This is a genomic window from Algoriphagus sp. AK58, from assembly GCF_014324365.1.
GTDB lineage: Bacteria > Bacteroidota > Bacteroidia > Cytophagales > Cyclobacteriaceae > Algoriphagus.
Genome location: NZ_QEIG01000034.1, coordinates 1 through 19,533, shown reverse-complemented (window position 1 = coordinate 19,533; position 19,533 = coordinate 1). Strand labels below are relative to the sequence as shown.

The window sequence follows — 19,533 nt, the reverse complement described above, 5'->3', positions numbered from 1 at the left end:
ATCTATTAATTGTCATGTTTAAAGACAAAACCCTTTTAATTACTGGTGGTACTGGATCCTTTGGTAATGCGGTGCTTTCCCGGTTTTTAGATTCAGAAATTGATGAGATTCGAATTTTTTCTCGGGATGAAAAAAAGCAACACGATATGCGTGTGGCTTTAAATCATCCTAAAGTGAAATTTTATATAGGGGATGTCCGAGATTACAACAGCTTGGATCTAGCTCTTAAAGGTGTCGATTATGTATTCCAGGCTGCGGCTCTGAAGCAAGTTCCTTCCTGTGAGTTCTTCCCGATAGAAGCTACCAAAACCAATGTTTTTGGCACTGAGAATGTGATCAAAGCCTGTGTCTCCAACAAAGTTAAAAATATTATTTGTCTTAGTACAGATAAAGCAGCTTACCCTATTAATGCCATGGGAATGACCAAAGCACTAATGGAAAAGGTAGCAGTAGCTGAATCCAGAAATATTAAAGGAAATGATACTAAGGTTTGTTTGACTCGGTATGGCAATGTCATGGCTTCCCGTGGTTCGGTCATTCCTCTTTTTGTAGAGCAGTTAAAAGCAGGGAAAGAGCTGACAATAACCAATCCTGATATGACACGCTATTTGATGTCCTTGGAGGAAGCAGTAGATTTGGTTCTTTTTGCATTTGAACACGGGAATCAGGGTGATCTTTTTGTCCAAAAAGCTCCGGCTTCGACTATAGGAGATTTGGCAATAGCTATTAAAGAGATTTTTAATGCAAATAATCCAATCCGAATCATCGGTACTCGTCATGGAGAAAAACTTTATGAAACGCTTTGTACCAAAGAAGAAATGGAGAAGGCGGAAGATCTGGGTGATTTTTATAGGATTCCAGCTGATAATAGAGATTTGAACTATGGGAATTATTTTACCGAGGGTAGTACTAAAGTAGAAACATTGGAAGATTATAACTCACACAACACGATTCGCCTGACAATTCCAGAAATTAAAGAGAAGTTACTTTCTCTGCCTTTTATTCAGGATGAACTTGCTAATTGGAGAACCTCATGAAGAAGTTAAAAGTGGTCACGGTGGTAGGCACCCGTCCAGAGATCATTCGCCTTGCCGAATGCATCAAAAAATGTGATCAATTCTTTGATCATGTTTTAGTTCATACAGGACAAAACTACGATTATACCTTAAATCAAATATTCTTTGAGGATCTTCAACTCCGAGAACCTGATTTTTATCTGAATGTAGCAGGTAGGCATCTCGGAGAGACCATTGGTAACGTCATTGCTAAATCTTTTGAAGTTTTAGCTCAAATTCGGCCAGACTCATTATTAGTTTTGGGTGACACCAACAGTGTCCTTTGCACCATTGCCGCAAAGCGATTAAAGATTCCTATTTTCCACATGGAAGCGGGAAACCGTTGTTTTGATCAAAATGTCCCAGAAGAAATCAATCGAAAAATCTCTGATCATATTTCAGATATTAACCTGACTTACACGGAGAATAGTCGCAGGTATTTACTTAGTGAAGGGTTCAGAAAAGACCATGTTTTTGTAACAGGTTCTCCATTGAAAGAGGTCTTGGATAAATATGAATCAGGAATTTTAGCTTCTGATGTGGTTCATAGACTTGGATTGGAACCAAGGAATTTTATTGTTGTCAGTGCTCATCGAGAAGAAAACATTGATCTGAAGGATCATTTTGAAATTTTGTCAGAGGCTCTCAATGCTGTTGCGGAAACCTACCAAATGCCGATCATTTTCAGCACACATCCGCGCACGAAAAAAAGGATTCAGGAGAAGGGAATTATTTTCCATGATTTGATCAGAAATGTGGAGCCGCTTGGATTCTTTGATTATGTCAAATTGCAAAAGGAGGCTTTTGTAGTCCTTTCTGATTCAGGTACGATTTCAGAAGAATCAGCCATGATGAATTTCCCTGCTGTAAGTATCAGAACTAGTACAGAAAGGCCAGAAGCCATAGACGCTGGTACTATTGTCTTAGGTGGAATATCTACGGAAAGTATGCTTCAGTCCATTCCTATTGCTAGAGAACTTCATCAATTTGGTCAGGACCATCTTCCTTTCGAATACGAAATAAAAAATTGTTCTACTAGGGTAATTAGAGCTATTCAAAGCTATACATCAATTATTAATCGCGTAACCTGGAATAAATAATGAGTAAGATTTTAGTTTTAGGTTCCACAGGCATGTTGGGACATCAAGTATTTTTCAAGCTAAATAGAAATCCAAGGTTTGAAATTTTTGATATTTCCTTTAGAAATAGGTTGAGGGAGGAAACGATTATTTGTGATGTTACAGATTTTACTCGCTTGTCACAGGTAATTAAAGACCTTCAACCTGAGTTTATTATCAATTGCATTGGTATTTTGATCAAAGGTTCGAATGAGAATCCTAAAAACTCCATTCTAATCAATTCCTACCTGCCCCATTTTTTAGTGTCGGTTTCAGATCAAATTGGCGCTAAAGTAATTCATATATCTACAGATTGTGTATTCTCAGGTAAGAAAGGAGACTACGTAGAGTCAGATTTCCGGGATGCAGATGATATTTATGGTAGGACTAAGGCACTTGGCGAGATCCAATCTGAACAACATCTAACTTTAAGAACTTCCATTATTGGGCCTGAGTTGAAAAAAAATGGAGAAGGTCTTTTTCACTGGTTCATGAATCAATCCAATGAGGTAAATGGGTTTACCAAAGCATTTTGGGGAGGTGTTACCACACTTGAACTTGCTAGGGTTATTGAACAATCTATTTTGAATAATCTTTCAGGTTTATTTCATGTGACTAACGGGGAATCCATTTCTAAATATGAGCTACTTAACCTTTTCAATAAAGTTTTTCAGAAAGGGTTGAACGTTAAGCTAGTTGAAGGTAAACAAGTAAATAAGAGTTTAAAAACCAACTTTCCTGAAGTTTTTTCTACTATTCCAAGTTATTCTGAAATGATTCATGAAATGAAACTTTTTATGGATCAGAACCCTAATCTTTATTCCAATATTTATTCCAATGCCGGATAAAAAGCTTTTAATTATAGGGGAGGCTTTTTTTCCCGAAGATTTTATAATCAACGACTTAGTAAAAGAATGGTCAGGTAATGGTTACCGAGTGGAGGTACTGACGAGGAATCCTTCTTACCCTTATGGTAAAGTTTATAAAGGTTATAAGAATAAACTATACCAAAAGACTTATTTTGAGGATATTCTGGTTCATAGAGTTCTTGTAATTCCAGGATATCAGAAAAGTAAGGTGATAAAAGTTCTTAATTATTTCAGTTTTGTATTCTTTGCTTCATTAGTTGCAATTTTTATAGGAAGAAAATTTGATAAAGTATTTATTTATCAAACTGGACCTTTAACAGTTGCTTTACCTGGGGTCCTTTTAAAGATCATTTTTAAGAAACCTCTTACTATTTGGACTCAAGATTTATGGCCAGACACCGTTTATGCATATGGCTTTAAGCCAAATCCGATTTTAGATTATAGTTTGAATACTTTGGTTTCATTTGTGTATAATTCTTCGGATAGAATAGCTGTTTCTTGCAAGGGATTTAAACCACGACTTTTCCAATTTTTAAATTCAACAAAAGAAGTTTTTTGGATTCCAAATTGGCCTATGATTGATAAAGAAGCTAAAAATCCAAAAAGTTTGCCTGGAGAAATTAATTTCACTTTTGCTGGTAATATTGGAAGAGTTCAAAATCTTGACAAGGTTATTTTGGGTTTTAACGAGGCAGTAAAAGATTTTCCCGGAATGTGGCTAAATCTTGTAGGAGACGGCTCTGCTTTGGAGGATTTGAAGAAGTTAGTAATGTCCCAAAACATTCCCAATGTGAATTTTACAGGCAGAAGACCATTGGAAGAAATGCCTGAATATTTTGGTGCAAGTGATGTTTTAATTATCTCATTGGTTGATGCTCCGATTTATGAAAAAATGATTCCCAGTAAGTTCCAAACCTATCTTCAATATAGTAAACCTATTTTCGCTGTAATGAAGGGAGAAGTTCCAAACCTGATTAGAGAACATGGAATTGGGGAGTTTGCTGATTCAAATGATATTTTGGAAATAGCTAACGGTTTTAAGCGGATGGCTGAAAAACCAAAAGATGATCTTGTAAAAATGGGCGAATCCGCTAAATTTCTATTGGAAAATTACTTCAATAGAAAGAAGAATATTCAAAAATTGACAGAACTTGCGTTTTTTTAGTCCTATAGCTATTCCTGTATCAAGCCATAAAGATGAGCGTGGAATAATCAAATTCTGTAATGAAATTGATTTACAGACTATAAGAAGATTTTATGTAATTTCATCGAGCGAAGGCAAAGAAATACGAGCTTGGCAAGCTCATAAAACTGAATCAAAGTTCATTTTACCCCTTTCTGGCGTAACGAAAATAGTTGCAGTAGAAATTTTAAATTTTTTGCAACCGAAATCAGGAAAAATTTTTGAATTTATTTTGGATTCAAATAAACCTGAATTATTAATTATTCCTTGTGGATTTGCTAACGGTATCCAATTGCAAACTCAAGATTCATCTGTTATGGTTTTTTCAGATTTGACGCTCGATGAGTCAAAAAATGACGATTTTCGTTATAATAAAGATTTATTCTACAATTGGTAATTTGACAACTTGAGAGCGCTACTATTATTAATTTCATTTTTATTTATTAAGAGCCTTCCCGCACAAGTTATTCCGGCGGGTTTTCCTATTTTGGAGGAATTGATGCGTAGAAATCAGACCTTAGCAAAAGAATCTGCCACTAATTCCTCTTTTTTACTTCGTCCCAATCTGTCAGATTATACGCTTTATGGGGTTACAGAGGATTTTTCAACACCTGTAGAGTCTTTAGAACTTGGAATACTTCCATTGATTAACACCACCCGAATTACAACCAAACGCCCTTATGGTTGGGGAGATTATGGTCTTATTCCAAATCCAGGATTCCAAACTTATGTTTCAGCTGGAATTCAGGCAAAATACAAGTTTATCAATTTCACGTTTCGCCCCGAATTGGTCATTGCCCAGAATAAAGGCTTTGAGACTGATTTGGAAAACATGCAGATAAATGAAATCCGAAGCCGTTTTTTCCTATGGAATTGGGGTGATTTTCCTGAACGATTTGGTGAATCGTGGGTAGTAAATCCATGGTGGGGGCAATCCAAACTTACTTTTCAATATGGTTCGTTTGAAATAGGAGCAAGTACACAAAATCTTTGGTGGGGCCCTGGTCAGTGGAATGCTCTTACCTTTTCCAATAATGCCCAAGGATTCCCTCATCTGACCTTGAATACGACCAAGCCAGCCAAAACTTTTTTGGGAAATTTTGAAACCCAATTGATTGTAGGAAGGCTGGAAAATTCAGGTGTTCCTCCTTCTCAGGTTTCTGAGCTGAATGATCGTTTTTTCCTTCCTTTTACTGGCGATTGGCGGTATCTGAATGCCCTCATGATATCGTACAGCCCCAAATGGATTTCAGGATTGCATTTGGGAATGACCAGAACCTTTCAGCAATACTCTGAACGGATGGGTTCAGGATTTTTAGCTTATTTCCCTGTTTTTGAAGCTGTCACCAAGAGTTCCTACGGTTTTGACAGAGATGGAATCGGTCAGGACCAGCAAATCACAATTTTTGGACGATTAGTCCTACCGAAAGCTAAAAATGAAATCTATTTCGAATTCGGTAGAAGAGATCATGCTATCAATTGGCGAGAATTTGTCTTAAATCCTGAGCATGCCCGAGCGTTTTTGTTGGGTTTTACCCAGCTTTTGGATCTTCCTGCATCAGATAAGATGATTCAAATCCGTGGAGAGATGACCCATCAGCAGGAATCAATCAATAGGTATATCCGAAATGGAGGCCTGGGGGGCGGACTATCCTGGCACACGCATACGCCGACAAGAGGATTTGTGAATTATGGACAGCCTTTAGGGGTGGGCATAGGCACTGGTTCTAATGTGCAAACTCTGGAGGTTTCCTTGGTGGAAGGGGTAAATAAAATGGGCCTTCTTTTTGAGCGATTGGCCAATAATCAGGATTTTTACTACAAGGCACTTTTTCAGTTTACCGAACGTCGCCCATGGGTAGACTATTCCCTTGGCTTCCTCTACGACAAACAGTTCAATAACCTTCTCCTTAGCTCCAAGCTTCAGTTGATTCATGCCAGGAATTACCAATGGCAGTTGGATTCGCAAAGCACTTCAGACTTTCCGAAAGGGGAGAATCTGACGAGTGTGATGGCGCAGGTCTCTGCGATTTATTTTTGGAAGAAGAAGTGACCGCTATTGCGAGGTGACGTCATTGCGAGGGTAGGGAATATTGATTGGTAACTCCAATCACCTCTACCCGAAGCAATCTTTACGGGTAAAACCAAAAGATCGCTTCAGTCGCCTTAAGACTTTTACTGGTAAAGCGTCTGCTACTTGCTCCTTCGCGATGACGCCTTCCTTCAATGCGAGTTAGATAAATTGGCATTTACAAAGGAGCCATGACGGATTCGTCACTGCGAACGAGGTACTGCCTGCCCCGACAAATGACGGGGAGTGAAGCAGTCTCCCAATCAAATCTGTCATTGCGAAGCTAGGGTAGTGACGATCGGATAGTTTCTTGCCTAACCTACCCGAAGCAACCTTGACCGATTACAACCCAAAATCGCTTCAAAGCAGCAAAAGTCTGAAATAATAGTAACTAACAGTTCTGCTTCTCGCGATGACGTGGTAGCTTCCTATGCCGTGGCCTATGCTCCCACAGACCATCTGAACCTGTAGTTTCTCGAAATTTTTTATTTCGGGACCAATGCATAGGTTTTTCAATGCTCGACCCTTGAAAATTGATCAATAACCATCTTAAACTGTGAGAATTTTCCCTAGGATGTGTAGCATTTCCTCGATATCCCTCGTTACCTTTGTGAACAAGAAAAAAAACAAAAAAATCTTTAAATACTCTAAAACGTAATTTAAACCAGGATGGAGCAATTTGATGTCCATTTTTGATTATTTTAAAACTTTTCAACCCCTAGGCTTCAAAATTATTTTCTTATCAAAAATTAGGCATAATTATTGTAAAAACTTAAATTTAGAAACGATTAATATTCTTTGATAACCAACTTGTTATGTATTTTCTTTTAGCTATCCTAACCTCTTTTTCGGTGAGTTTTTTATTAACCCCGATTGTGATTTCAGTGCTCAGAAAGGCCAAAATCGGCGATGTGCCGGGTGGCCGAAAAATCCACAAAAAGTTCACTCCCTCCATGGGCGGGATCGCTTTTATGGTAGCTACTTATGTATCCCTGGCCATTTGGGGCTGGCAGTTTCCTTTACCTGATATCCGTTATTTACTAGGCGCTATTGCCCTGATGTTCTTTGTAGGTTTCCGCGATGATATGGTGGAGCTCAATCCTAAGCATAAACTACTCGGACAGCTGGTTTCGGTCCTGCTTGTGGTCGTGGCAGGGGATATCCGGATCAAGGAATTTCACGGTTTCCTCGGAATCGAAGAGCTTCCCCTAATTGTCAGTTACCTCTTTACCTCCTTTGTACTTTTAGCCTTGACCAACGCGTTCAACCTTATTGATGGCTTGGATGGCTTGGCAGGTACAATCGCCACCATCTCCTTGTCACTCCTAGGAGTTTGGTTCTACGTTCAGGGATTGGAAAGCTTTGCTGTCCTAAGCTTCTCCTTATTGGGAGGAATTCTCGCCTTCTTGGTATTCAACTGGCACCCGGCCAAGATTTTCATGGGAGACACGGGTTCTTTGGCCCTGGGATTTTCCATTGGCAGTTTGATCGTGGCCTTTATGGAATACAATGCCGCATTGCCTCAGGGCGCGTTTATGAAAATGGAGCCTTCCTTTACCATGGGAGTGGTCTTAATGATCTATCCGCTGTATGATATGGCAAGGGTCTTTACCAGAAGAATCTCTAAGGGAAGACATCCCATGAGTGCGGACAAGAGTCATGTGCACCACTTTTTACTTCGTTCCGGACTGAAGCATAACCAAGTAGCCCTGCTGTTAGGGACCATTCAATTGGGGCTGATCGGATTGGTAATTGCTCTAGGAAGCTATTCTGATAATATAGTTTTACCTATTCTCTCTGCGGTGGTATTATTGTTGGGCTCCAGGTTGGATAAAATCACCGTAAAATCTCTGAAAAAAAGAGTGCATCGGGAACCCAAAGTCTTGGACTTGCGACCATTGGATGCCTCCCGCCGGATTAAAATTAAAGTTGAAAATCAGACCGTTGAATCAGGAAATATGAATCTTAATTAAGATTTGGCTTAAAGGATTGAATAAATTGTATTTATAGAGATCCGAAGTGAGTTGAAGTTTCCTGAAAATTTGGTTGGGTTTTTGTGTGTTAAATGCTATGTTTAACGGAATCTTACCATTTCAGGATTGAATGTCTTACTCTGTTCCTCTCTCTTTCCCGGTATTCGAAGGCAATGAAAACCTGTACTTGCAGCAGGCATTGAGCTCCGGTTATTTGGCTACAAGTGGAGAGTTTATCAGAAAATTTGAATCCAAACTATCCAAAAAGATCCGTACCCATCAGGCCGTTGCCTTGAATTCAGGGACCTCTGCTCTGCATCTTGCCTTGGTGCTCTTGGGCGTAGGTCAGGGTGATGAAGTGATTTGTCAATCCTTTACTTTTTGTGCTTCCGCCAATCCCATCGTCTACCTCGGAGCCACTCCCATTTTTGTAGACAGTGAAAAAGAGACTTGGAATATTGATCCTGAACTGCTTGAAGACGCTATCCTTGGTAGAATAGCGGTTGGCAAAAAGCCCAAGGCCGTTGTATTGGTGCACCTGTTTGGGATGCCAGCCAAATTGAATGAAATTCTGGAGGTGGCCAACAAATACGGAATTCCAGTATTGGAAGATGCCGCTGAAGCTGTGGGAAGTACCTATGAGGGGAAATACTGCGGAACTTTCGGTACGATTGGAATTTATTCCTTCAACGGAAATAAAATAGTCACGACCGGGGGAGGAGGAGCTTTGCTTTCCAGGGATGCCGGATTGGTGGAGCGTGCCAAATACCTGTCCACCCAAGCTCGGGAAGACTTACCTTTTTACCAGCATCTGGAAATCGGTTACAATTACCGGATGAACAATATGGCTGCGGCCATCGGAGTGGCACAGCTCGAAAAACTGGATGCTTGGATTGCCAAGAGAAGATTGGTCAACGAAAGGTATAGAGAACTCCTAAGCGATATTCCGGGGATTGACTTTCAGACCGAAACCGGAAATGTAAAGTCTAACTATTGGTTGACGACCATTTTGGTCGACGAAGCCTTAGCAGGAGTTTCCAACGATAGATTGAGAGTTCTTTTGTTTAAAAACGGGATAGAGACCCGTTTTTTGTGGAAGCCTCTTCACCTTCAGCCTGTATATAAATCTGCCCCGTTCTACGGAGGCAATGTTTCTGAAAATTTATTTTTGCGGGGCCTTTGCCTTCCCAGTTCCGTCAGCCTTACCTTTGAAGATCAGAAAGTGATCTGTGGCCTGATTGAAAAAGAACTGAGCAAAGTGTCCTAAAGTGAATTATCCTGACTTCGGTAAGAGAGCCTTAGACCTTTTTTTGGGGGGATTGATGTTTATCGTCTTTTTCCCTGTCTTCTTGCTGCTTTTCCTCGTACTTTCCGTTCACTTCGGAGGCTCTCCGTTTTTTTTTCAGGAAAGACCCGGCAAAAATTCCCGAATTTTCAAGATCATCAAATTCAAAACCATGTCGGACCTCCGGGATGAAGAGGGGAATCCCTTGCCCGATGAACAACGTCTGTCTGGTCTTGGCAAATTGGTCAGAAAGACCTCTTTGGATGAACTCCCCCAATTGCTCAATGTAATCAAGGGCGATATGAGTTTGGTGGGCCCCAGGCCTCTTTTAGTCGAATACCTTCCGCTTTATTCCAAGGAACAGTCCCAAAGACACCTCCTGAGACCCGGAGTCACAGGCTGGGCCCAAATCAACGGAAGAAATGCCATCAGTTGGGAAGAAAAATTCGCCTTTGATGTTTGGTACGTTCACCATGTTTCTTTTGGCTTGGATGTGAAAATTCTGTTTAGGACCTTATGGAATGTATTGAGAGGCAAGGGGGTCAGTCAGCAAGGTCATGTCACTGTGGGTAAATTCAAAGGCAATTTGATCTCCCGGGATGCCTGATATTAGTTTTTTTTATCTGTATATCCGCTTTTTTACCAAAGGCCTTTCCTGGCTTAAGAAATTTCTCGAAGAGGTTGAAATCTGGAATCCTTCGATCTTCTGACCCATTAATCAAAGAGTATTTGGCTGGTGGTGCAATTGAAGACAACCCTATTTTTAAAATAGAAAACAAGAATTTGTACTAAAAAAGTTGAATTAAAAAAAACCAGTCCAAAAATTAAGTGAATAGAAATATGAAGTTCAACTACTTATAAAAGTGGTTTTTCCCAGACTTTGTATTTTGATGGTTTTTGATATGATTTTCTGATTTAAAATAATCACTATAAATTCTTGGAAAATTGAAGAAAATTAAAATTTCTGTTTACTTTGTGTCTATTATCTGAAAAAATAGTAGGCTTCAAGCGATTTTGACTATTTGAAAAAACTTTACATATGAATTTTTTATCCCGATTAAAAATCCTTCCTCGTTGGATCATTGCTACCCTGGATTCCCTAATTCTTTTTCAATGTGCCTTGTTTGGTTATTTGGTCCGATTCAATTTCGAATTAGAACTTATTGAGGAATATGACGCCTTTGCGGGAAGTTTTACATTCATGGTTGGTGGTCTTTTGGTAATGCAAAACACCCGAAGTTACGAAGGGATTGTAAGGCATACAGGATTCCGGGATGGTTCCAATATTTTCAAGACAGTGGTGATCAATTTCATCCTGTTTTTGTTCCTGAATTTTTTCCACGGCAACTTCCTGAATGACCGTTTCCTGCTTCCCACTTCGGTATTGATCATTGCCAGTTTATCGGCCCTGTTTATGCTGGTTTTTTACCGGCTTTTGGTAAAGGAACTGTTTGTGTACATCAAAAATGGGGTTACCGAGAGGAATCTTCGTCATGCAGTAATTTTTGGAGCGGGTGAGGCTGGTATCATCGCGCAGGAAGCGATCAAGAGAGACAGCAAAACCGAAATCAATGTGGTAGCTTTTATGGATGATGATTCCAAGAAGGAAGGCAAAAACATTGATGGAAAGCGCATCTACAAAGGCTTGGGCGATCTGGAAAAGATGGTCAAGCAATTTGGCATTACTGAGTTGATCATAGCGGTAAGAGACTTGTCTGTTCAGCGGAAAAATGAAATTATCGACGAATGCCTCAGGCTGAATGTGTCGGTGTCCATGGTGCCTCCGGTAGATCAATGGATCAATGGTGGCTTGACTGCCGGTGCCATTCGGGAAATCAAAATTGAGGATTTGCTCAGCCGTGAACAGATACTCTTGGATAATCCTCAGATTGAGGAAGATCTTCGGGGAAAAGTGGTGCTGGTCACTGGAGCGGCGGGATCAATTGGTTCAGAGCTTTGCCGTCAGATCAGTCATTATCATCCTCGTCTGCTGGTGATGCTTGATATTGCAGAATCTCCGCTTTACGATATCGAGCAGGAGTTTAAAGAACATTACCCGGGTTGTAAGATCAAGATTATTTTGGGTGATGTCCGCAACAAAAAGAAGATGAAAGAAGTCTTCAGGGACTACAAGCCTCAGGTCGTTTTCCATGCCGCTGCCTACAAGCATGTGCCCATGATGGAGAACTATCCCGAAGAAGCTATTCACGCCAATGTGATCGGTACAAAAATTCTCGCTGATTTGTCTGTTCTTGCCCAAGTAGAGAAATTCGTTTTTGTTTCTACGGATAAGGCTGTTAATCCTACCAATGTGATGGGAGCGAGCAAGCGGGCAGCGGAGATGTATGTGCAGGCGCTTAACGAATATTTGGAGAACAATCACAGGAAGTATCATACCAAATTTATTACTACCCGTTTTGGTAACGTATTGGGATCAAACGGTTCGGTTATTCCACTTTTCAAAAAGCAAATTTTGCACGGAGGACCATTGACCGTTACTCATCCGGAAATCACCCGCTATTTCATGACCATTCCGGAAGCTTGCCAATTGGTATTGGAAGCAGGGGTCATGGGTAATGGTGGTGAAATCTATGTCTTTGACATGGGGGAACCGGTGAAAATCCTCGACCTCGCCAAAAAGATGATCCAGCTGTCCGGAAAAGAAGTGGATCAGGACATCAAAATTCAGTTTACAGGCCTCAGAGAAGGAGAAAAACTTTACGAAGAACTGCTGAATGATTTTGAGACGGTAAAGATCACGCATCATCCTAAGATCAAAATTGCCCAAGTGCAGCCATCCTCTTACCATAAGATTGATGGGCAGATCGAACTTTTCCAGGAATTGATCGGGAAAAACAATGAAACGGATCTTGTGCGCCACTTGAAAGCATTGGTTCCAGAATTTATTTCCAATTCGTCCCGTTTTGAAGTGCTCGACCGGATGAATTGATCAATTCCCAATGAACCAAGCTCAAGTGGATCTTCCTTGAAAATTGTTCATTGGGTTTGAACTTTAAAACATTGATTGTAATGGCCGCCAAAGTGATTTGCGGCCTTTTTTGTTTTTATTGGTCCAGCACGATTTCTGGAACCTGTTTTTAGCCTCGGAACTCCAACTGCTCCGGATTTGCCATCCGTTTTTCTTAGATCATTGAATTTGAATATTGTCCGGATAATTCAGGATGATCATCGACTATCTCTTTTGGTCTTTAATTGCCTCCAGATCTTTGGAAGACACCTTCGGAAGACTGCTTTTATCCTGGCTTTAGCCCAAATTTTTGAATACTTAATGCCACTTTTCCTCCCTTCCAATAAAAGCTTCCAACGCGGTGGCTAAGAGATGGGGGGCGTAGTCAAACCAAGTCTAGGCCTCGTGGAATTACTGGTAAAGAAACAGATAATCAGATTTTTGAACAGGCAACTTTGGCTAAAGCCTGAAATCAGAACGCAAATTTTTAAAGAGTGGAATAAAGCCAGGATCCTATTCAAATTTTGGCTTCTTAATATTTGCAAGGTCAAGAAAGGCCCATACGAATTATACTCCATCTACCTTGTCCCTTGATCATTGCCCCGATTTCTTTACAAAAACATATAGTTTATTGCTAAGAGTCACCAACGCTTAACGCTTAACCCTTAACGTTTAACGCTTAACGCTTAACGTTTAACGCTTAACCCTTAACGTTTAACCCTTAACGTTTAACCCTCACCCCCTCTCCATTTCAGGAAATTCACAATTTCAATCCTTGTTCCAGGATTTTCAATCCGCATTCCCTTTTTCCCATTTTAATTAACCCAAGCAAATTCCAGTTTCTTTACCTCCTGTTTGTACCTTTGCGGGGATTTAAGGATAAACACCTTACCGATGAAAAAGACCTTTTCGCTTCAATTAAGCCCGGAGGAGGCTTACGATGAAGCTAATTTCAAGCAGGCTGTTCTCAAAAAAGCAGGACTTCCCGTAGATTCTCCCCACACTTTCGCCAGACAGACGCGACGCTCCATCGATGCACGGGGAAGAAAAGTGCTGGTCAATGTAGAAGCCGAACTTTTTATCAATGAAACTCCGGGTTCCCTGTTGGATCATTTGCCGGACTACCCTCAGGTCGGTCAATCCGATCCACTCATTATCGTTGGGGCCGGGCCTGCTGGTTTATTTGCGGCCCTTCGGGCGATAGAGTTGGGGGTAAAGCCCATCGTCATAGAGCGTGGAAAGGACGTCCGCGCCAGAAGGCGTGACCTTGCCGCGATCAATAAGGAGGGAATAGTCAATCCGGATTCCAATTATTGCTTTGGGGAAGGGGGGGCAGGAACCTATTCCGACGGGAAGCTCTACACCCGATCCAAAAAGCGCGGGGATATCCGTCGTATCATGGAAATATTGGTCTACCATGGAGCTACGGAAGAAATTCTGGTAGATGCCCATCCCCATATTGGCACCAACAAACTCCCTGTTTTGGTTGCCAAACTCCGGGAAAGCATTCTTCAGGCAGGAGGGGAGATTCTCTTTGAAACCCGTGTGGAGGATCTCATTCTTGAGGACAACGAGATCAGGGGAGTGCTCACGCAGTCCGGAGAAAAAATCAAAGGAATAGGAGTAATTCTCGCTACTGGACACTCTGCAAGAGATATTTTTCACCTGCTTCACCATAAAAACATCCTGATCGAAGCCAAGCCCTTTGCCTTGGGTGTCCGGATCGAGCATAGCCAAAACCTGATCGATCGCATTCAGTACCATTGTGCAGTGGATAGAGGACCTTACCTTCCGGCTTCCGCCTATTCCTTAGTCCAGCAGACAGACTATCAGGGCAAACAGCGGGGGGTATTTAGTTTCTGCATGTGTCCGGGGGGCTTTATCGTGCCTGCGGCCACTGCTCCCGGAGAATTGGTGGTCAACGGGATGAGTCCAAGCAGGCGAGACAGCAAGTTTGCCAATTCGGGGATGGTGGTTTCGGTGGAGTTGGAAGATTTGCCACAGTACCGGAAATACGGCCCCCTGGCAGCCATGCATTTTCAGGCCGAAGTGGAAAAGAAAGCCTGGGAGATGGGAGGAAAGACTCAAGTGGCCCCAGCCCAACGAATGGTGGACTTTGTCAATCGGAAAGTGAGTTCATCGTTATTGGACACGTCCTATCAACCCGGCCTGGAATCTGTGGACATGCGGGAGGTCCTTCCTGATTTCATCGCGGCCCGTATGGGGATGGCCTTCAAAGGTTTTGGCCAAAAAATGAAAGGTTACCTCACCAACGAGGCCCAACTCATCGGAGTGGAAAGCAGGACTTCTTCTCCAGTTCGGATTCCCAGAGATAAGGAGAGCTTCGAGCATCCTCAGATCAAACGCTTATTTCCCTGCGGGGAAGGGGCAGGCTATGCAGGCGGGATTGTTTCTGCCGCTATGGATGGAGAGCGATGCGCCGAGAAGTTGATTGCGATGTATGTGAAAAGGTAGTTCTTGGTTTGGAGTTCAACGTTGAATTCCAAACCAAGAATCATAAAACATTTTTCATCCCTCCGTCAACCTCTGTCACTATCCCTTTCCGTATTCCCAAAGCACTTACCTTTGACGTATGGAATTTGCCATCGTGGATATTGAGACAACGGGCGGGAATCCTTCTGGAGGAGGCATCACGGAGATTGCGGTGGTCATCCACAACGGGCAGGAGATTACTCAAGAATTTCAGACCCTGATCAATCCCCAGCAACCTGTTCCGGCATTCATCACTGGTCTTACGGGAATTGACAATGCTATGGTCCGAAATGCTCCCACATTTGGGGAGATTGCAGAAGAGCTCTGGGATTTGTTGGAAGGAAGGGTCTTCGTGGCCCATCAGGTCAATTTTGATTTCAGTTTTATCCGGGAGGCATTTTTGAAATCAGGCAAGGAACTCAACTCGCCTAGGCTGTGTACGGTACGGCTTGCCCGGAAAGTGTTCCCGGGATTGGGTTCTTACAGTTTGGGGAGAATCTGCGAGCAGCAAAGAATCCCTATCCTTGCCCGTCACCGGGCTATGGGCGATGCGAAGGCCACAGCAATTCTTTTTGACCGAATGATCCGGGAAAAGCAAGAAGTCATTTATTCTTCTTTGAGGAAAAATACCGGCGAGACATTTTTACCTCCTCTTTTCTCTTTATCCAAATTCCGTCAGATTCCGGAGACCTGTGGGGTCTATTACATGCTCAATGACAAGGGAAAGGTCATCTACGTAGGCAAGGCTAACAATATCAAGGAAAGATTTAAGGGGCATTTTTCGGGCAAGGTACTTCCTCAACTTAAGCAACAACTCAAAGCTGAGGTCGTCGACCTGCAGTGGCAACTGACTGGAACAGAATTTATGGCCTTGTTGGTAGAAACACTCGAAATCAAACGACTTTGGCCTAAATACAACTCGGCTCTGAAACTACCCAAGACCCTTTGGGGACTTTTTCACTACCAGGACGCTTCCGGTTACGGGCGCTTTCAGATCGCCAAAGTGTCCAAACACCTGAAGCCTTTGGAAACCTTTTTTTCCGCTGAGGAAGCCCGTCAATTTCTGATGGAAGCGGTAGAGGTGTATCAGCTGTGCCAAAAACTGTGTGGCATCCGAAAAATCTCCTGTGAGGTAGTACAGGATCCACACTGCCAAGGAGCCTGTAGTTCGGACGAGCATCCCGAAACCTACAATTCCCGGGTGGATCAGTTTATCCGGTTGATCAGGGAATCGAAAAAGGGATTGTTGATCACTTTACCGGGGAGAAAAGAAGGAGAAAAAGCAGCCTGCCTCTTCGAAGGAGGGATGCTCCGCAGTTATGGATTTTTGGAAAAGGAGGAGATTCAGCCCGAGGATTTGGAGCTTGTTCCCCTTATTCCTGAGACAGTTTACTTCTTAAGACAGTACATCCACCGAATCCCCGCAGCGCAGATTCAGGTTTTAGAACCCAGTCAAGACCCCCGTCCCTTTCAGCTCGGCTTTTAATCTATCTCCTATCTCTTTATCTCTTATCTCTTTATCTCCTATCTCATTTTCTCCCAATTCCATTCCCCTTCCAGAAAACTATAATAAATCGTATCCCTACGCCTACCGTGGGTCAGGAGGGTATGGCTTCTCAGGACACCTTCTTCCACGGCCCCGATGTGTTGAAGCGCTTTCCTTGCGGGTATATTCAATACGTCCGTTTTGATCTCCACACGCTTGAGCTTCAAGGTACCAAAGCAATGGTCCAGCATCAGTTTTTTCATGGCCGGATTGATCCCTGTTCCCTGAAATTCCTTTCCAAGCCAGGTCCAACCGATTTCTAAGCGTTGATCTCTGGGAGAAAAATTTCCAAAAGCCGTAGCGCCGGCTATTTTACCGGAACTTTTTTCAATGACGGTAAACTGAAGTCTTTCCCCTGAAAAATGTCCTGCTGCCCAACTTTCAAACTCCTCTGCCTTACTCAGATCGTGAGTGAAATAAATCCACATATTGGGGTCTGAACTCAATAGCTGTAAAAAAGGAAAATCCTGCCGGGACATAGGCCTCAGCAGGACGGTTTCATTTTCCAAAATCAGGTTTCGATCGACCATCATCCCAGGACTTCTTTGATGGCTTGATTGTAAAGCTGTACTTCCTCGATCGTTCCTGTCGAAATCCTGCACCAATCGTTGAGTGGAGGGAATGGTCGGCCTATGATAAACCCTTTTTGTGCCATGGTTTTACCTAATTCGCTTACGTCTCTTCCTGATTGAAAAAAGACAAAGTTGGCATGAGACTCCAGGTAGGGAAGCTTGAGCTCGTCCAGAGTCTTGCACAAAAGCGCCTTTGCTTCGGCATTTTTTTGAAGGGAGAACTTATAAAATTCCTTGTCCTGGAGCGCGGCTTTTCCAGCTTCTATGGCCATGATATTGGTATTGGCGACCACTCGATCCCTAAGTTTGGTGGCTAGTTCGGGTTTGGCTATCAGGTAACCCATGCGGATTCCTGCCAGTCCATAAACTTTGGAAAGGGTACGGGATACCACGACATCATGACCTTTTTTGACCAATTCAACCATAGAAGGATAATTGGGCTCCGTGATGTAGTCATAGTAGGCTTCGTCACTAAAGACTACAGCCCGCTTGCTGACCGTTTCGCAAAAGTCTATCACTTTGTCAGCCGGAAGAAGCTTGCCGGTGGGATTGTTGGGATTGCAGAGAAATACCAGTCGGGTTTCATGAGAGACCCTTTTTTCGATTTCTTCCAGATCAAAGTCTAGGTCCTTGTTCAAGGGAACCCAGTTGATCTCGGTACCCCAGAGTTCGGCATATTCCATCATGGACAGAAAAGTAGGAGAGCAGGTGATGATTTCACCGCCTTTGCCGAAGGTAATTCCGGCTACTTTCAGGCCTTCTGTGGATCCGGCTACGAGTACGATGTGGTCCTCTGGAACGCCTTCTTTTTCCGCAATCATCTTGGTCAAGGAAGCATTGTAGCCCCAAGGGTACCTGCAACCATTGTCAAAAGCAGCCGTCATGGCTTTTCGCATGGATTCGGAGGGACCATAAGGATTTTCATTGGATCCCAAGCGGATGGGTCCTGCCAATGGTCTTGGGTTGAACTTTCGGATTTCTTCGGCACTCAGGGAGGATATCATTCCATTTCCACCCAATAAAGCCAATCCACTTGTCAATGATGCAGATTTTATCCAATCTCTTCGTGATAGTCCCTTCATATTTTTTCGATTTTGATTGGTAAAATACTAAGCTTTTTCAAAGAATGTTAACAAAATTCCATTTTTGGCTCGACTTTATTGAATGAAAGTATTTTTTGTAAAATCGATCAAAAAATTATTTTAATTCTGAATTTTCGTTTTTTACAAAATATATTTTTAAATTTTCCTAAGCGCAATTAACCCTAAACCCAAACTTACTATGAAAAAGACATTAGCTCTGTTGGTTTGTGGGTTGCTTTGGGCCAACATACTCAAGGCGCAACAAACTCAGTACATGGTATTCGAGTTCATCAAGGTGGAAAAAGACCAGCTTTTTGACTACATCGAGTTTAAAGATCTGATGGAAAAAGTCTATCGACAGGCCCTTAATGACAAGATTATCAATGGATGGGATATTTGGAGACTTCAAAACGGTGCGGACCAGGGTAATTTTCAATACATCATGGTGACCTATTTCAATGATCCGGTCAAAATGATGAATGGATTGGAAGATGAGACAATGATTGAATACACCAAAATTGCCTATCCTCACCTATCAGAGGCTCAGGTCAGAACTTTATTTCAGCAAGCCTTATCTGTGAAAGATTCTCCCATGCGATTGTATATGAGGCAACTGGCAGAAACCAATGATGATTTTCAATTCAAGCCCGGAGTATTGGCTTCTTTTGACCTGATGAAGGCAGTGGAGGGAAAATTCAGCGCTTATGAAAAAGCCGAAATTGAAGTTTTTAAGCCTATTCACCAAAGCCGAATCAATCAGGGTATGATGGGGCATTGGAGTTTCCTGAGGGCCGCTTTGCCTCAGGGTTCAGAGGCAGGTTCTACCCATTTGACTGTAAATTTGTACAAAGATTACATGCAGTTTTTCAATGCTCAGGCGTATGAGGATTTGAATCAAACTGCCGAGCAAAGAGCCGCTGTGAATGCAGGGCTCAATTCAAGAGATCAAAAGTGGATTTACCTGGCCACCTTAGAAAACGTAGTGAGATAATAGTCCGGTTTGACTGTTTCGCTGGGAGGCTCCGAAAGGAGCCTTTTTTTGTGCTCCAAGACTTAGGGGGAAGTATCAGGATGATAGATTTTAGACATAAGAAGCAAGACGCAAGATTTTAGACACAAGAAGCAAGACACAAGAAGCAAGACACTAGATTTTAGACACAAGAAGCAAGAAGCAAGAAGCAAGAAGCAAGACACTAGATTTTAGACGCAAGACATAAGGCACAAGAAAAAGGTTCGAGGATGGATTCCCGCTTTATTTTCATTCCTGCAATTGACTGCAAGATCCGGTCAAAGGGGGCGGGGGGATTTTTTTCGATAG

The 19,533-nt window shown here is 42.2% G+C and carries 15 protein-coding genes; 13 read left to right on the top strand and 2 right to left on the bottom strand.

Annotated features, from left to right (window positions below; translation table 11 throughout):
• Positions 1-14 precede the first annotated feature (14 nt).
• From DDT91_RS20190 to DDT91_RS20135, 12 genes are all read left to right on the top strand, one after another.
• On the top strand, positions 15-1,037 hold the full coding sequence (locus tag DDT91_RS20190) for a polysaccharide biosynthesis protein (RefSeq protein WP_187178012.1): 1,023 nt from the start codon (positions 15-17) through the stop codon (positions 1,035-1,037).
• Positions 1,034-2,155, top strand: coding sequence for a non-hydrolyzing UDP-N-acetylglucosamine 2-epimerase (gene wecB / locus DDT91_RS20185; RefSeq protein WP_187178011.1), 1,122 nt, complete (start codon positions 1,034-1,036; stop codon positions 2,153-2,155). Before DDT91_RS20190 ends, wecB begins: the two co-directional genes overlap by 4 nt.
• Positions 2,155-3,021 carry an SDR family oxidoreductase gene (locus DDT91_RS20180; RefSeq protein WP_187178010.1) on the top strand — a complete coding sequence of 289 codons (867 nt, stop codon included), beginning with the start codon at positions 2,155-2,157 and terminating at the stop codon, positions 3,019-3,021. The genes wecB and DDT91_RS20180 overlap by 1 nt, the downstream gene beginning before the upstream one ends.
• A complete protein-coding gene (locus tag DDT91_RS20175) occupies positions 3,011-4,207 on the top strand; it encodes a glycosyltransferase family 4 protein (RefSeq protein ID WP_187178009.1) in 1,197 nt (398 codons plus the stop codon). The genes DDT91_RS20180 and DDT91_RS20175 overlap by 11 nt, the downstream gene beginning before the upstream one ends.
• A complete protein-coding gene (locus DDT91_RS20170) occupies positions 4,194-4,622 on the top strand; it encodes a WxcM-like domain-containing protein (RefSeq protein WP_187178008.1) in 429 nt (142 codons plus the stop codon). Before DDT91_RS20175 ends, DDT91_RS20170 begins: the two co-directional genes overlap by 14 nt.
• 9 nt (positions 4,623-4,631) lie before the next feature.
• Positions 4,632-6,278 carry a capsule assembly Wzi family protein gene (locus DDT91_RS20165; protein ID WP_187178007.1) on the top strand — a complete coding sequence of 549 codons (1,647 nt, stop codon included), beginning with the start codon at positions 4,632-4,634 and terminating at the stop codon, positions 6,276-6,278.
• An 869-nt stretch (positions 6,279-7,147) separates the two neighbouring features.
• A complete protein-coding gene (locus tag DDT91_RS20160; protein WP_370539348.1) occupies positions 7,148-8,269 on the top strand; it encodes a glycosyltransferase family 4 protein in 1,122 nt (373 codons plus the stop codon).
• A gap of 130 nt (positions 8,270-8,399) precedes the next feature.
• Positions 8,400-9,536: an aminotransferase class I/II-fold pyridoxal phosphate-dependent enzyme gene (locus DDT91_RS20155; protein WP_187178005.1), complete on the top strand. Its 1,137-nt coding sequence runs from the start codon at positions 8,400-8,402 to the stop codon at positions 9,534-9,536.
• Position 9,537: 1 nt separating this feature from the next.
• Positions 9,538-10,161, top strand: coding sequence for a sugar transferase (locus DDT91_RS20150; RefSeq protein WP_187178004.1), 624 nt, complete (start codon positions 9,538-9,540; stop codon positions 10,159-10,161).
• Between the two features lie 432 nt (positions 10,162-10,593).
• The gene (locus DDT91_RS20145; RefSeq protein ID WP_187178003.1) at positions 10,594-12,504 is read left to right on the top strand and encodes a nucleoside-diphosphate sugar epimerase/dehydratase; all 1,911 of its coding nucleotides are present in this window, start codon (positions 10,594-10,596) and stop codon (positions 12,502-12,504) included.
• 912 nt (positions 12,505-13,416) lie between these two features.
• Complete coding sequence (locus tag DDT91_RS20140; RefSeq protein WP_187178002.1) at positions 13,417-14,997, top strand: NAD(P)/FAD-dependent oxidoreductase; 1,581 nt, start codon at positions 13,417-13,419, stop codon at positions 14,995-14,997.
• A gap of 118 nt (positions 14,998-15,115) precedes the next feature.
• Positions 15,116-16,501, top strand: a complete 1,386-nt coding sequence (locus DDT91_RS20135) for an exonuclease domain-containing protein (RefSeq protein ID WP_187178001.1) — start codon at positions 15,116-15,118, stop codon at positions 16,499-16,501.
• A gap of 38 nt (positions 16,502-16,539) precedes the next feature.
• On the opposite strand, the gene DDT91_RS20130 is transcribed toward DDT91_RS20135, so the two are convergent.
• A complete protein-coding gene (locus tag DDT91_RS20130) occupies positions 16,540-17,094 on the bottom strand; it encodes a GNAT family N-acetyltransferase (RefSeq protein WP_255502209.1) in 555 nt (184 codons plus the stop codon).
• Positions 17,091-18,215, bottom strand: coding sequence for a histidinol-phosphate transaminase (locus DDT91_RS20125; protein WP_187178000.1), 1,125 nt, complete (start codon positions 18,213-18,215; stop codon positions 17,091-17,093). The genes DDT91_RS20130 and DDT91_RS20125 overlap by 4 nt, the downstream gene beginning before the upstream one ends.
• Before the next feature lie 199 nt (positions 18,216-18,414).
• Here DDT91_RS20125 and DDT91_RS20120 point away from each other — a divergent pair, with 199 nt between their 5' ends.
• The gene (locus DDT91_RS20120) at positions 18,415-19,206 is read left to right on the top strand and encodes a hypothetical protein (protein ID WP_187177999.1); all 792 of its coding nucleotides are present in this window, start codon (positions 18,415-18,417) and stop codon (positions 19,204-19,206) included.
• Positions 19,207-19,533 lie beyond the last annotated feature (327 nt).